This is a genomic window from Kitasatospora sp. NPDC004799 (assembly GCF_040609095.1).
Taxonomy (GTDB): Bacteria; Actinomycetota; Actinomycetes; order Streptomycetales; family Streptomycetaceae; genus Kitasatospora.
Genome location: NZ_JBEXJK010000030.1, coordinates 26,191 through 38,705, shown reverse-complemented (window position 1 = coordinate 38,705; position 12,515 = coordinate 26,191). Strand labels below are relative to the sequence as shown.

Here is a 12,515-nt window from a genome sequence, read left to right as displayed (position 1 = left end):
GAGCCGCTCGGCGTCCGGCAGGCCGCCGCGGTTGTGGCCGGCACCCCCGGCAGCACCGTCGAGTGGCGGCGGACGGACGCGGCCGGGCTGCGCGAGCAGCTCGCCGCCGGCAAGGTCTACGGCGCGCTGGTCGTCCCGAAGGGCTTCAGCGCCGACGTCACCGCGCTGGCCGCCGGCGGCGCCACCGAACGGCCGGCGGTGACGGTGCTCACCAACCCCGGCATGGGCAGCCTCGGCTCCTCGTTCGCCGCGCAGATCGCCCAGAACGCCGCCCGTCAGGCCTCGCTGGCGGTCGGCAAGCAGCTGCTGGCCGCCGTCCCCGCCTCCGGCGCCCCGGGCCCGGACACCGGCGCCACCGCGCGGCTGCTGCTCGCCGACCCGATCGCCGTCACCACCCAGGTCGGGCACCCGATCGGCGGCCACAGCGGGCTCGGCCTGAGCGCCTTCTACTACACCCTGCTGGCCGTGCTGACCGGTTTCATCGGCGCCAACATCATCCACAGCGGCGTCGACGGCGCGCTCGGCTACAGCGACAGCGAGATCGGCCCCTGGCACACCCGCCGCCCGACCGTCCCGATCAACCGCACCCAGACCCTGCTGCTCAAGATGGTCATGACGGCCGGGATCATGCTGCTCACCACCTCGCTGGTGCTGCTCTGCTCGGTCGGCATCCTCGGGATGGACGCCCCGCACCAGGCGCTGCTGTGGATCTTCGCCTACTGCGCGAGCCTCGCCGTGGGCCTCGGGGTGCAGGCGATCAACGCCGCGTTCGGCGGGATCGGGCAGCTGGTGTCGATGTTCGTCTTCATCGCGCTGGCGCTGCCCTCCTCCGGCGCCACCGTCCCGCTCCAGGCGGTGCCCGGCTTCTACCGCTTCCTGAGCGTCTTCGAGCCGATGCGCCAGCTCAGCGACGGCATCCGGGCGATCCTCTTCTTCGACGCCCGGGCCGACGCCGGGCTGACCCGCGGCTGGATCATGATCGGCATCGGCTCGGCGCTGGCCCTGCTGTTCGGCTTCGGGATGACCCGCTACTACGACCGCAAGGGCCTGCACCGCTGGACGCCCCAGCCGTCCGACTGAATCCCGGCCGAGGCGTCCGATCCCGGGGAGCGGTCACGACCGGGTGATCGTCACCTTCAGGTGCTTCATGATCGGCTGGTCGCTCTGGGTGCTGTAGTCGCCGATCGCGCACAGCACGTTCAGCTCCGGCATGTACCCGGCCGCGCAGCCGCGCGGGATGTCGTACGGGACGGCCAGGAAGCCGTGCACCGAGCGGGTGCTGCCGTCCCGGGCGGTGCTGGTGACGTCCACCGGGTCGAACTCGGCCAGGCCGCGCTCGCGCATGTCGTCCCGGTTCATGAAGACCAGGGTGCGCAGGTTCCGGATGCCCCGGTAGCGGTCGTTGTCCGAGTAGATGGTGGTGTTCCACTGGTCGTGCGAGCGCATCGTGCCCAGCGCCAGGGTGCCCGGCTCGGGGACGACGTCGGGCAGCGGGGCGGTGGAGAACTCGGCCTTGCCGGAGCGGGTGTCGAAGACCAGCTCGCGGGCCGGCTGCTTGATCCGGAAGCCCAGCGGGAGCCGCACCCGGCGGTTGAAGTCCTCGAAGCCGTCCAAGACCTTGGCCATGGTGTCGCGGATCCGGTCGTAGTCCTCGATGTACCACTCCCACGGGGTGGGGCTGTCCGGCAGCGCCGCGCGGGCCATCCCGGCGACGATCGCGGGCTCGGAGAGCAGGTGCGGCGAGGCCGGGCGCTTCATGCCGACCGACAGGTGCACCATGCTCATCGAGTCCTCGACCGAGGTGGACTGCACCCCGGCCCGCTGGTGGTCCTTCTCGGTCCGCCCCAGGCAGGGCAGGATCAGCGCCGCCCGCCCGTGCACCAGGTGGCTGCGGTTGAGCTTGGTGCTCACCTGGACGGTCAGCTCGCAGGACTCCAGGGCGCCGTAGGTGTACGGGGTGTCCGGCGCGGCGAGCGCGAAGTTGCCGCCCATGCCGACGAACACCGTGACCTCGCCGCGCCGCATCGCCTCGATCGTGTTGACGGTGTCCAGCCCGTGCTCGCGCGGCGGCTCGATCCCGCACACCTCGGCGAGCCGGTCCAGGAACCCGGTGGTGGGCCGGTGGTCGATGCCGCAGGTGCGGTTGCCCTGGACGTTGCTGTGCCCGCGCACCGGGGAGGGGCCGGCCCCCTCGCGCCCCAGGTTGCCGCGCAGCAGCAGCAGGTTGACGATCTCGCGGACGGTGTCCACGCCGTGCTCGTGCTGGGTGACGCCCAGGCACCAGCTGAAGATCGAGCGGTCCGCCTCCCGGTAGATCCGGGCCGCCTTGAGGACGTCCGCCCGGTCCAGCCCGCTCTGCCGCTCGATCTCCTCCCAGGGCGTGGACTCGCAGACGGCGCGGTAGGCCTCGAAGCCGGAGGTGTGGCGGTCGATGAACAGCCGGTCCAGTGCCCGCTCGTCGGTCGCGGACTGCTCCAGGATCGCCTTCGCCATGCCGCGCAGCAGCGCCATGTCGCCGCCGATCCGCGGCTGGAGGTTCAGGGTGCTGGTGCGGGTGGACCGGTTCAGCGCCATGTCGGTGAAGTCGTGCGGGATGATCGTCCGGGTCGCCGCCGCCTCGACCAGCGGGTTGACGTGCACGATCTGCGCGCCGCGCTTGTACGCCTCGGCGAGCGAGGTGAGCATCCGGGGCGCGTTGGAGGCCGCGTTGACGCCCAGGATGAACAGCGCGTCGGTGACCTCCCAGTCCTTGAGGTCGACCGTCCCCTTCCCGGTGCCGAGCGCGGCCTGCAGCGCCCGGCCGCTGGCCTCGTGGCACATGTTGGAGCAGTCGGGCAGGTTGTTGGTGCCCAGCTCGCGGGCCAGCAGCTGGTACAGGAAGGTCGCCTCGTTGCCGAGCCGGCCGGAGGTGTAGAACGCGGCCCGGTTCGGGTCGTCCAGCCCGCGCAGGGTGCGGCCGACCAGCTCGAAGGCGTCCTTCCAGCTGATCGGGACGTAGTGGTCGGTGGCCGGGTCGTAGACCATCGGCTCGGTGAGCCGGCCCTGGTCCTCCAGCTCGAAGTCGCTCCACCCGTTCAGCTCGGTCACCGTGTGGGCGGCGAAGAACTCCCGGCCGACCCGCTTGCGGGTCATCTCCCAGGTGACGTGCTTGATGCCGTTCTCGCAGATGTCCAGGTGCAGGCCCTTGGTGTCGTCGGGCCAGGCGCAGCCGGGGCAGTCGAAGCCGGTCCGCTCGTGGTTCATCCGCATCACCGCGCGCGGCCCGTCCAGGTACGCGCCCTCGCGGACCAGGAAGCGGGTGACGCTCTTGGCGGCGCCCCAGCCGGCGGCCGGGTGGTGGTACGGCTCGGCGCGGGGCGGGCCGGCGGGGGAGGGGCCGACCTCCTCCGGCGGCTGCTGCGGTTCCCGCGGGGGCGTGGTGACGGCGTCGTCGGAGGTGGTCACGGTGGTCGCCTTCCGTCGCACGGGGGTCGGACACCCGGCGTTGGGTCGAGGCTACGTCGGGCGGACCGGCCCCGCGCGTCGGGAGGGCGGACGCATCGCGGTCACCCGGCCGGCAGGCTGCCCAGGACGGCGGCCACCTCGGTGCGCCGGGCGACCTCCAGCAGCGCCCGGGCCATCACCGAGCCGGGCTCCCGGGCGGCGATCACCAGCCCGATCGGCGCGCTGTGCGCCGGCTCCGCCAGCGGGACGGCCTGCATCCCGTGCGGCACGCCGAACACGTGCAGCCAGGCGTACGGCACGATGCTCGCCCAGTGGCCGGTGCGGACGTGGGCGAAGAGCGAGGCCACCGAGTCCGTCTCGACCCGGGGCGTCGGCTCCAGCCCGAGGCCGGCGAACACCTCGTCCAGCACCCGGCGGCCCTGCATGCCCGGGTGCAGCAGGCACAGCGGCAGCCGCGAGGCCTCCTCCCAGGTCGCCCGCGGGTGCCGGGCCAGCTCGTCGGCCGGACCGGTCAGCAGGACGTACCGCTCCTCGTAGAGCGGGAGCGTGCGCAGGTCGTCGGCGCCCGGCCCGGGCAGGTAGGTGATGCCCGCGTCGATCTCGAAGTTCCGTACCTGGCGCAGGAGTTCCTCGGAGCGCAGATCGGTGGACAGCTCCACGGCGGCCAGCGGATGGGCGGCGCAGAACGGCCCGGTGAGCAGCGAGACGGCGCCCGAGGCGGTCGGCACCGAGCCGATCCGCAGCCGTCCGCCCAGGCCGGTGCGCAGCGCGTCCACCTCGTCCCGCAGGGCGTCCCGGTCAGCCAGGATGCGCTGGGCCCAGAGCACGATCCGCTCGCCCTCGGGGGTCAGGCCCTCGTACGTGCGGCCGCGCCGCACCAGCAGCACCTTCAGCTCGTCCTCCAGCTTGCGCAGCGCCTCGGAGAGGGCGGGCTGGGAGACGTGGCAGGCCTGGGCGGCGCGGGCGAAGTGGCGCTCGCGGGCGAGCGCGACGAGGTACTCGAGCTGGCGGAAGAGCATCTACTCGGCCCCGGTGGCGGCGGCCGCGGCGGTCGTGTCGACGCGGTCGGTGCGGGTGTAGACGTTCATCGAGTCGCCGCGCAGGAAGCCGACCAGGGTCAGCCCGCTCTCCTCGGCGAGGTCCACGGCCAGCGAGGACGGCGCGGAGACCGCCGCGAGCACCGGGATGCCCGCCATCACGGCCTTCTGCACCAGCTCGAAGGAGGCCCGGCCGCTGACCATCAGCACGGTGCCGCGGGCCGGCAGCAGGCCCTCCCGCAGGGCGTGGCCGACCACCTTGTCCACGGCGTTGTGCCGGCCGACGTCCTCGCGCAGGCAGAGCAGCCGCCCGTCGGCGTCGAACAGCCCGGCCGCGTGCAGGCCGCCGGTGCTGTCGAAGACCTTCTGGGCGGCGCGCAGCCGCTCGGGCAGCGCGGAGAGCAGCGCGGGGGTGACGCGCAGCCCGTCCTCGGCGACGCTCCACGGCGCGGTGGTGCGCACCGCGTCCAGGCTGGCCTTGCCGCACAGGCCGCAGGAGGAGGTGGTGTAGAAGTTGCGCTCCAGCGAGGCGTCGGGGGCGGGCACGCCGGGGGCGAGCAGGACGTCCACCACGTTGTAGGTGTTGCCGCCGTCGGCGGTGGCGCCGGCGCAGTAGCGGATGCCGGCCACCTGTCCGGCGGCGTGCACCGCGCCCTCGCTGACCAGGAAGCCGGCCGCCAGGTCGAAGTCGTGGCCGGGGGTGCGCATGGTCACCGTCAGCGGGCGCCCGCCGACCCGGATCTCCATCGGCTCCTCGGCGGCCAGGGTGTCGGGGCGGTACGAGGGCGCGCCCTGGCGCAGGCGCAGCACTCTGCGGGGGACGGTCACTCGGCCCATGGTCGTCGGCTCCTCGGTGGTGTCGGTCCGGCCCTCGGTGGTGTCGGTCCGGTCGGTGTGGACTCTACGGCGGTGCTTTCGCGTGTGTCCTCCGCGTCGTCCGGGCCCTTCGGGCCGTCCGCGTCGTCCGCACCCCCTGCATCCTCGCGCGTCCGGGGTGCCGGGTGCTCCCCGGCGGGCAGGTGGCGGCGGCTGTGCGCGGCGGTGACGGCCAGGCAGAGCAGGCCGACGGCCGCCATGCCCGCCAGCAGCGCCGGGTAGGAGGCGTGGCCGGCGGTGCCGGCCAGCAGCAGCGGGGTGAGGAAGCCGCTGGAGGTGGTGCTCTGGTAGAGCGAGGCGGAGGTCGGCCCGGAGGAGCGCGGGGTGAGCCGTTCCACCTCGTGCAGCCCGGCGCCGAGCGTCAGCCCGTACCCGGTGCCGAGGACGAGGGCGGCGGCCACCACCAGGCCCACCGAGTCGCGGTCGGCGGCGAGGGCGCCGAGCAGCAGCCCGGCGATCACGGTGGCCATCGCGGTGAGGGTGGCCCGGGCGCTGCCCGCGTCGTCCAGCCGGGCGGCGAAGGGCTGGGCGACCACGCCCGCGGCCAGGGTCAGCGCCGCGACCAGGCCGCTGAACAGCGGCGCGTAGCCGGGCACCCGGTCGGCGACCAGCGGCGGCAGCACCACGTACGCCACGGTGGCGGCGCCGAGCACGGCCGGGCTGGCGGGCAGGACGACGTAGCGGAACCGGGGGTGGCGGACGGCCGCCGTGCGGTGCGGCGGCGGGCGGTGGCGGCTCCGGGGGGTCTCCGGGAGCCCGCGGGTGGCCCGCAGGACCAGCAGGCAGCCCAGGGCGTGGGCGAGCGCGGGCAGCACCGTCGGGCCGGGCAGCCACTCGGCGATCACCCCGGAGGCCAGCGCGCCCGCCGCGAAGCCCGTACCGGTGGCGTACATCGCCCGGCGGGCCGCCTGCTCGGGCGGGACGGCGGGCCCGGACAGCTCGCGCAGCCAGGTCGTCCCGGCCAGGAAGACCAGCCCGGCCGCGAAGCCGGTGGCCAGCCGGGCGGCGTACACGGACGGCTCGTCCGGCAGTGCCAGCAGGAGGCTGGCGGCGGCGGACAGGCCGAGTGCGCCGCGCACCGTCCGCCGCCGGCCGTACCGCTCGGCGGCGGGGGCGCCCAGCAGCAGGCCGGGCACCAGGCCGACCAGGTAGACCGAGAACATCGCGGCCAGCGAGAGCGCCGACCAGTCGGTGCGCGCCCGGTAGACGGTGGCCAGCGCGGTGAACTGGTTGGCGCCCCAGGCGGCGACGGCGACGGCGGCGGCCGCCGGGAGCCAGCGGGCGGTGGGGGACGGGGGCATCGGCTGCTGCTTCCCTCAGACCGCCGGGGCCGGGGCGGTGGTCGGGGCTTCCTGGGCCGCTGGGGTTGCCAGGGCCTCCGGGGCTTCCGGGGCCGTGACGGCCTCCGGGGCGGGCTCCAGGCGGACCAGCACCGCCTTCGAGGTGGGCGTGTTGCTGTGGTCGGCCACGCTGTCGAGCGGGACCAGGACGTTGGTCTCCGGGTAGTACGCCGCCGCCGAGCCGCGCGTGGTCGGGTACGCGACGACGGTGAAGCCCTCGGCGCGGCGCTCCGGGCCGTCCTGCCAGACCCCGACCAGGTCCACCCGGTCGCGGTCGGCCAGGCCGAGGTCGGCGAGGTCCTCGGGGTTGACCAGCACCACCCGGCGGGCGTGGTGGATGCCCCGGTAGCGGTCGTCCAGCGCGTACGGGACGGTGTTCCACTGGTCGTGCGAGCGCAGGGTCTGGAGCAGCAGGTGGCCCGCCGGGATCCGCGGCATGGTGAACTCGTTGCACGTGAACACCGCCTTGCCGCTCGGGGTGGGGAAGACGCCCTCGTTGACCGGGTTGGGCAGCCGGAAGCCGCCGGGCACGGCCACCCGGGCGTTGAAGTCCTCGAAGCCGGGCACGACCCGGGCGATCCGGTCCCGGATGCTGCCGTAGTCCTGCTCGAACCGCTCCCACGGGATCGCCGGACGGGCTCCGAGGGTCAGCCGGGCCAGCCGGGAGACGATGGCGACCTCGGAGAGCAGGTGCGGCGAGGCCGGCGGCAGCTTGCCGCGGGAGGCGTGCACCTCGCTCATCGAGTCCTCGACCGTGTAGAACTGCAGGCCGCCGGCCTGCATGTCGCGGTCGCTGCGGCCGAGCGTCGGCAGGATCAGCGCGGTCTCGCCGCACACCGTGTGCGAGCGGTTCAGCTTGGTGGAGACGTGCGCGGTCAACCGGCAGCGCCGCATGGCCTGTTCGGTGACCTCGCTGTCGGGGGTGGCCCGGACGAAGTTGCCCGCGACGCCGACGAAGACCTTGGCCCGGCCGTCGCGCATCGCGCGGATGGAGTCCACCGCGTCGAGGCCGTGCTCCGGCGGCGGGGTGAAGCCGAACTCCCGCTCCAGCGCGTCCAGGAAGGACTGCGGCATCTGCTCCCAGACGCCCATCGTCCGGTCGCCCTGCACGTTGCTGTGCCCGCGCACCGGGCAGACGCCGGCGCCCGGCTTGCCCAGATTGCCGCGCAGGAGGAGGAAGTTGACGATCTCGCGGATGGTCGGAACGCCGTGCTTGTGCTGGGTCAGGCCCATCGCCCAGCAGACGATCACGCTGCGGCTGCCGAGCACGAGCCGGTGCACCCGCTCGATCTCGGCGCGGGCCAGGCCGGTGGCGGCGAGCACGTCGTCCCAGTCGGTGGTGCGGGCGTGTTCGGCGAACTCCGGGAAGCCGGTGGTGTGGCGGGCGATGTAGTCGTGGTCGAGCACGGTGCCCGGCGCCGCGTCCTCGGCCTCCAGCAGCAGCCGGTTGAGGGCCTGGAACAGCGCGAGGTCGCCGCCGGCCCGGATGTGCAGGAACTCGTCGGCGATCGCCGTCCCCCGGCCGATCACCCCGCGCGGCTTCTGCGGGTGCTTGAAGCGGATCAGGCCGGCCTCGGGGAGGGTGTTGACGGCGACGACCTTGCCGCCGTTGCGCTTGGTCTCCTCCAGGGCGGAGAGCATCCGGGGGTGGTTGGTGCCCGGGTTCTGGCCCACCACGAACACCAGGTCCGCGTGGTGGATGTCGTCCAGCGAGACGCTGCCCTTGCCGATGCCCAGCGTCTCCTGGAGCGCGTGGCCGCTGGACTCGTGGCACAGGTTGGAGCAGTCGGGCAGGTTGTTGGTGCCGTACGCGCGGGCGAACAGCTGGAGCAGGAAGGCCGCCTCGTTGTTCAGCCGGCCCGAGGTGTAGAACAGCGCCTCGTCGGGGTCGATCCGCCGGAGCTCGTCGGCGATCAGTCCGAGCGCCTCGTCCCAGCCGACCGGCTCGTAGTGGGTCGCGCCCGGGCGCTTGACCATCGGCTCGGTGAGCCGGCCCTGCTGATTGAGCCAGTAGTCGGATTTCCCGGCGAGTTCGGCGACGGAATGCTCGCGGAAGAATTCGGCGGTGACCCGGCGGGAGGTGGCCTCGTCGGCGATGTGCTTGGCGCCGTTCTCGCAGTATTCGTTGAGGTGCCGCTTTCCCGGCGCCGGCTCCGGCCAGGCGCAGCCGGGGCAGTCGAAGCCCTTCGCCTGGTTGATGTTCAGCAGGGTGAGCGCGGTGCGGCGCGGCGAGGTCTGGGAGAGCGCGTACTCCAGGGCGTGGGTGACGGCGGGGACGCCGGTCGCCCAGGTCTTCGGCGGAGTGACGGAGAGGTCGTCGACCGGGTCGTCCATGGTGCTCATGCTCGGCTCTGCCCCTTTTCCGGGTTTCCGGGATATCGGGTTCCCAGTGTCGGATCTTTTGCCCGGGCGCGTCAAAGAGGTGATTCCTGTGAGCTGATAGGCGGCTCCTATCGGGGACTTGGCGGATATCTTTGATAGATGTCTCCGATCGGGCGATCGGGAATTCCGCTTTGACGGTCCGGTGCGGTTTTCCGAGGATGGACGGCGATGAATACCTCGCCTCGGATCACCCCGCTTCGGACGGCTGCGCCGCGAAGGGCCCCCTCGCGCCCGCTGGTGGACCGGTTCGGCCGGGTCCACACCGACCTGCGGGTCTCGCTGACCGACCGCTGCAACCTGCGCTGCACGTACTGCATGCCGGCCGAGGGCTTGGCGTGGCTCGCGCGGGCCGAGGTGCTGACGGACGACGAGGTGGTGCGGCTGGTGCGGATCGCGGTGGAGCGGCTGGGGGTGCGCTCGGTGCGGCTGACCGGCGGGGAGCCGCTGCTGCGCCGCGGGCTGGTCGGGCTGGTGGCACGACTCGCCGCTCTGGACGTGGAGTTGTCGCTGACGACGAACGGGATCGGGCTGGCGCGGACGGCGGCCGGGCTGCGGGAGGCGGGGCTCGGGCGGGTGAACGTCAGCCTGGACACGCTGCGCCCGGAGCGCTTCGCGGCGATCACCCGGCGGGACCGGCTGGCGGACGTGCTGGCGGGGCTGGCGGCGGCGAAGGCGGCCGGGCTGGGGCCGGTGAAGGTGAACGCGGTGCCGGTGCGCGGGGTCAACGACGACGAACTCGTGGACCTGGTCGAGTTCGCGGCCGGGCACGGGTACCGGATGCGGTTCATCGAGTCCATGCCGCTGGACGCGCAGGGGGCGTGGGACCGGTCCGCGATGGTGAGCGCCGCCGAGATCCTGGCGGTGCTGGGGGAGCGGTTCGACCTGGTCCCCGTCGGCCGCGACGGCAACGCCCCGGCGGAGGAGTGGCGGATCGCCGGCACGGACGCGGTCGTGGGCGTGATCGCCTCCGTGACGCGCCCCTTCTGCGGGGGCTGCGACCGGGTGCGGCTCACGGCCGACGGGCAGCTGCGCACCTGCCTGTTCGCGACCGAGGAGTCGGACCTGCGGGCGCTGCTGCGCGGCGGGGCGGACGACGCGGCGATCGAGGCGGCCTGGCGGGTCGCGCTGGCGGGCAAGGGGCCCGGGCACGCCATCGGCAGCGCGGAGTTCGTCCGGCCCGAGCGCCCGATGTCCGCCATCGGCGGCTGAGTACGTGCCATCACTCGGAGAGGAGAGCCCGATGAAGACGTGGATCGCCGAGGTGACGGCGGAACTCGGCATCGACCTGGAGGTCGATGTCGCCGAGCTGCTCGATCTGACCAGGGTGGTCGCGCACGAAGTCGCCCGCCCCGCAGCGCCGTTGACCGCCTTCCTGGTCGGCTACGCGGCGGGATGCGAAGCAGCCGGTCGGGCGGGTGGTCGGGCGGGCGGGGGACCGGCGGCGGTCAGCGCGGCGAGCGCGCGGGTGGCGGCGCTGGTCGAGCGGCGGGGCGGCGTGCGATGAGCGCGTCCACCGGTCCGACCTCGTCGGAACTCTCCTGGGAACAGGCCCGGGCCGTCGCCCGCAAGGCCGCCGGGTCGCCGCTGCCCGCCGTGCGCAGTCCCCTGGCCGAGGCCCTCGGCCACGCTCTCGCCGAGCCGCTGACCGCGCTCACCGACCTGCCGGCCTTCGACACCTCGGCGATGGACGGCTGGGCGGTGGCCGGCCCCGGGCCGTGGCGGCTGCTCGCCGACCGCGTCCTGGCCGGTGCGCGGCCCGTACCGCTGGCCCCCGGCACCGCCGTGCCGATCGCCACCGGCGCCCAGGTGCCGCCCGGCGCGAGCGCCGTCCTGCGCCGCGAGCACGGCGAGGCGGCGGGCCGCATGCTGCGCACCGCCCCGCCGGCCGCCGGCGCACCGGCCGCCGGCGCACCGTCCGTAGTCCCACCGTCCCCCGCCTCACCGTCCGTAGTCCCACCCGGCCAGGACATCCGCCCGCGCGGCCAGGAGTGCCGCACCGGCGAACCGCTGCTGCCGGCCGGTGCCACCGTGACGCCCGCCGTCCTCGGCCTGGCCGCCGCCGCCGGCTGCGACCGGCTCGCCGTCCACCGCCGCCCGACCGTCGAACTCCTGCTACTGGGCGACGAGTTGCTGTCCTCCGGGGTGCCCGGGGACGGGCGGGTACGGGACGCCCTGGGCCCGCTGCTACCGCCCTGGCTGCACCGCTGCGGCGCCGAGGTGACCGCCGTCCACCGGGTGCCCGACGACCCGGACGCGCTGGCGGCGGCGCTTACCGCCCGCACCGCCGACGTCCTGCTCACCACCGGCAGCACCGCCGCCGGCCCGGCGGACCACCTGCACCGCGCCCTGGCCGCCACCGGCGCCCGGCTGCTGGTCGACTCCGTCGCCGTCCGCCCCGGCCACCCGATGCTGCTCGCCGAACTCCCGCCGGCCGCCACCGGCCGCGCCCGCCACCTGGTCGGCCTGCCCGGCAACCCGCTGGCCGCCGTGGCCGGCACCGTCACCCTGGCCGCCCCGCTGCTGCGCCGCCTCGGCGGCCACCCCGACGGCGCGGCGGGCCGGGCCGTCCCGGCCGCCACCGCCCTCCCGGGCCACCCGCGCTCCACCCGGCTCCTGCCCGTTTGGCTGACCGCCGCCGGGGCCGTACCGGTCGCCTACGACGGCCCGGCGATGCTGCGCGGCCTGGCCCTCGCCGACGGCCTCGCCGCCGTCCCCCCGGGCGGCCTCCCGGCCGGCGCCCCCACCGAAGTCCTGGCCACCCCCTGACCCGCCCCTTCTCCTTACCCTGCCCCTTCTCCCTATCCCGCCTACTCTCTATCCCGCCCCTACTCCCCATCCCGTCCCACCGAGAGCACGACCGCACTGGCCGCACCGGCCGGGGTGTCGTAGTGCACCGTCTCCCCGGGGTGCCGCCCGAGCAGCGCCTTCCCGAGCGGGCTGTCGAAGGTCACCAGGGTGAGGTCCCGCTCCTCCGCCAACTCCGAGATCTCGACGGTCTCCTCCGCGCCGTCGCCGAACCGCACGGTCACCGTCGACCCGATCCCCACCACCCGCCGGGACGGCTCCCCGGCCGCCTCGGCCTCCCGCAGCCGCGCCTCCAACTCGGCGATCCGCCGGTCCAGCCGGGTCACCTCCGACGCCCGCTGCAACTCGTCCGCCGCATCCGCCCGGTCCCCCACCGGCTCCACCCCGCGCAGCGTCGCGGCCACCTCCCCCCGCTCCGCCCGCAGCTGCGCCAACTCCTCCTGCACCGCACGCAGGCCCTCGGCACTGATCGGTTCCGGCCCACCGCTCATCCCAAGCTCCCGGGGCTGCTCGTCCCACACTCGAACACCGGCCGCCTCCCATTACCCCACCCCTCCGCGTCCAGGGCAACTTCACCGGAGATCGGCCCGACTTCGGTGAACTGGTTCGAGTGGACACAGTCGTCGGGCAC

Annotated in this window: 9 protein-coding genes and 1 pseudogene; 4 read left to right on the top strand and 6 right to left on the bottom strand. The window is 74.5% G+C overall.

All coding sequences use genetic code 11. The annotated features are described in order from the left end of the window. On the top strand, window positions 1–1,080 hold a 1,080-nt coding region (locus ABZW03_RS06820), incomplete at its 5' end, for a DUF3533 domain-containing protein (protein WP_355253320.1). Between the two features lie 33 nt (window positions 1,081–1,113). Here the strand turns inward: ABZW03_RS06820 and ABZW03_RS06815 are convergent. The 5 genes from ABZW03_RS06815 to ABZW03_RS06795 form a co-directional block, all read right to left on the bottom strand. Beyond that, window positions 1,114–3,444, bottom strand: coding sequence for an FdhF/YdeP family oxidoreductase (locus ABZW03_RS06815; RefSeq protein WP_355253318.1), 2,331 nt, complete (start codon window positions 3,442–3,444; stop codon window positions 1,114–1,116). Window positions 3,445–3,545: 101 nt separating this feature from the next. Next, complete coding sequence (locus ABZW03_RS06810; RefSeq protein ID WP_355253316.1) at window positions 3,546–4,463, bottom strand: LysR family transcriptional regulator; 918 nt, start codon at window positions 4,461–4,463, stop codon at window positions 3,546–3,548. Then, window positions 4,464–5,318 (bottom strand): formate dehydrogenase accessory sulfurtransferase FdhD, encoded by an 855-nt coding sequence (gene fdhD, locus ABZW03_RS06805; RefSeq protein WP_355253314.1) that lies wholly within the window; start codon window positions 5,316–5,318, stop codon window positions 4,464–4,466. Further along, a complete protein-coding gene (locus tag ABZW03_RS06800) occupies window positions 5,306–6,658 on the bottom strand; it encodes an MFS transporter (RefSeq protein ID WP_355253312.1) in 1,353 nt (450 codons plus the stop codon). The genes fdhD and ABZW03_RS06800 overlap by 13 nt, the downstream gene beginning before the upstream one ends. Window positions 6,659–6,673: 15 nt before the next feature. Beyond that, the gene (locus ABZW03_RS06795) at window positions 6,674–9,040 is read right to left on the bottom strand and encodes an FdhF/YdeP family oxidoreductase (protein ID WP_355253311.1); all 2,367 of its coding nucleotides are present in this window, start codon (window positions 9,038–9,040) and stop codon (window positions 6,674–6,676) included. A 207-nt stretch (window positions 9,041–9,247) separates the two neighbouring features. Between ABZW03_RS06795 and moaA the strand changes: the two genes are divergently transcribed. From moaA to ABZW03_RS06780, 3 genes and pseudogenes are all read left to right on the top strand, one after another. After that, a complete protein-coding gene (gene moaA, locus ABZW03_RS06790) occupies window positions 9,248–10,288 on the top strand; it encodes a GTP 3',8-cyclase MoaA (RefSeq protein ID WP_355253310.1) in 1,041 nt (346 codons plus the stop codon). Window positions 10,289–10,349: 61 nt separating this feature from the next. Continuing rightward, a pseudogene (locus tag ABZW03_RS06785) lies at window positions 10,350–10,583 on the top strand (DUF6457 domain-containing protein); the annotation flags it as partial. Then, a complete protein-coding gene (locus tag ABZW03_RS06780; protein ID WP_355253308.1) occupies window positions 10,580–11,845 on the top strand; it encodes a molybdopterin molybdotransferase MoeA in 1,266 nt (421 codons plus the stop codon). The pseudogene ABZW03_RS06785 and the gene ABZW03_RS06780, both read left to right, overlap by 4 nt. Before the next feature lie 59 nt (window positions 11,846–11,904). On the opposite strand, the gene ABZW03_RS06775 is transcribed toward ABZW03_RS06780, so the two are convergent. Beyond that, window positions 11,905–12,375, bottom strand: coding sequence for a GreA/GreB family elongation factor (locus ABZW03_RS06775; protein ID WP_355253306.1), 471 nt, complete (start codon window positions 12,373–12,375; stop codon window positions 11,905–11,907). Between the last annotated feature and the right edge of the window lie 140 nt (window positions 12,376–12,515).

Excerpts from the sequence above, each read along its gene's own strand:
- ABZW03_RS06810 (WP_355253316.1), bottom strand. The coding sequence starts at position 4,463 with ATGCTCTTCCGCCAGCTCGAGTACCTCGTCGCGCTCGCCCGCGAGCGC.
- fdhD (WP_355253314.1), bottom strand. The coding sequence starts at position 5,318 with ATGGGCCGAGTGACCGTCCCCCGCAGAGTGCTGCGCCTGCGCCAGGGC.
- ABZW03_RS06800 (WP_355253312.1), bottom strand. The coding sequence starts at position 6,658 with ATGCCCCCGTCCCCCACCGCCCGCTGGCTCCCGGCGGCCGCCGCCGTC.
- ABZW03_RS06795 (WP_355253311.1), bottom strand. The coding sequence starts at position 9,040 with ATGAGCACCATGGACGACCCGGTCGACGACCTCTCCGTCACTCCGCCG.
- moaA (WP_355253310.1), top strand. The coding sequence starts at position 9,248 with ATGAATACCTCGCCTCGGATCACCCCGCTTCGGACGGCTGCGCCGCGA.
- ABZW03_RS06780 (WP_355253308.1), top strand. The coding sequence starts at position 10,580 with ATGAGCGCGTCCACCGGTCCGACCTCGTCGGAACTCTCCTGGGAACAG.
- ABZW03_RS06775 (WP_355253306.1), bottom strand. The coding sequence starts at position 12,375 with ATGAGCGGTGGGCCGGAACCGATCAGTGCCGAGGGCCTGCGTGCGGTG.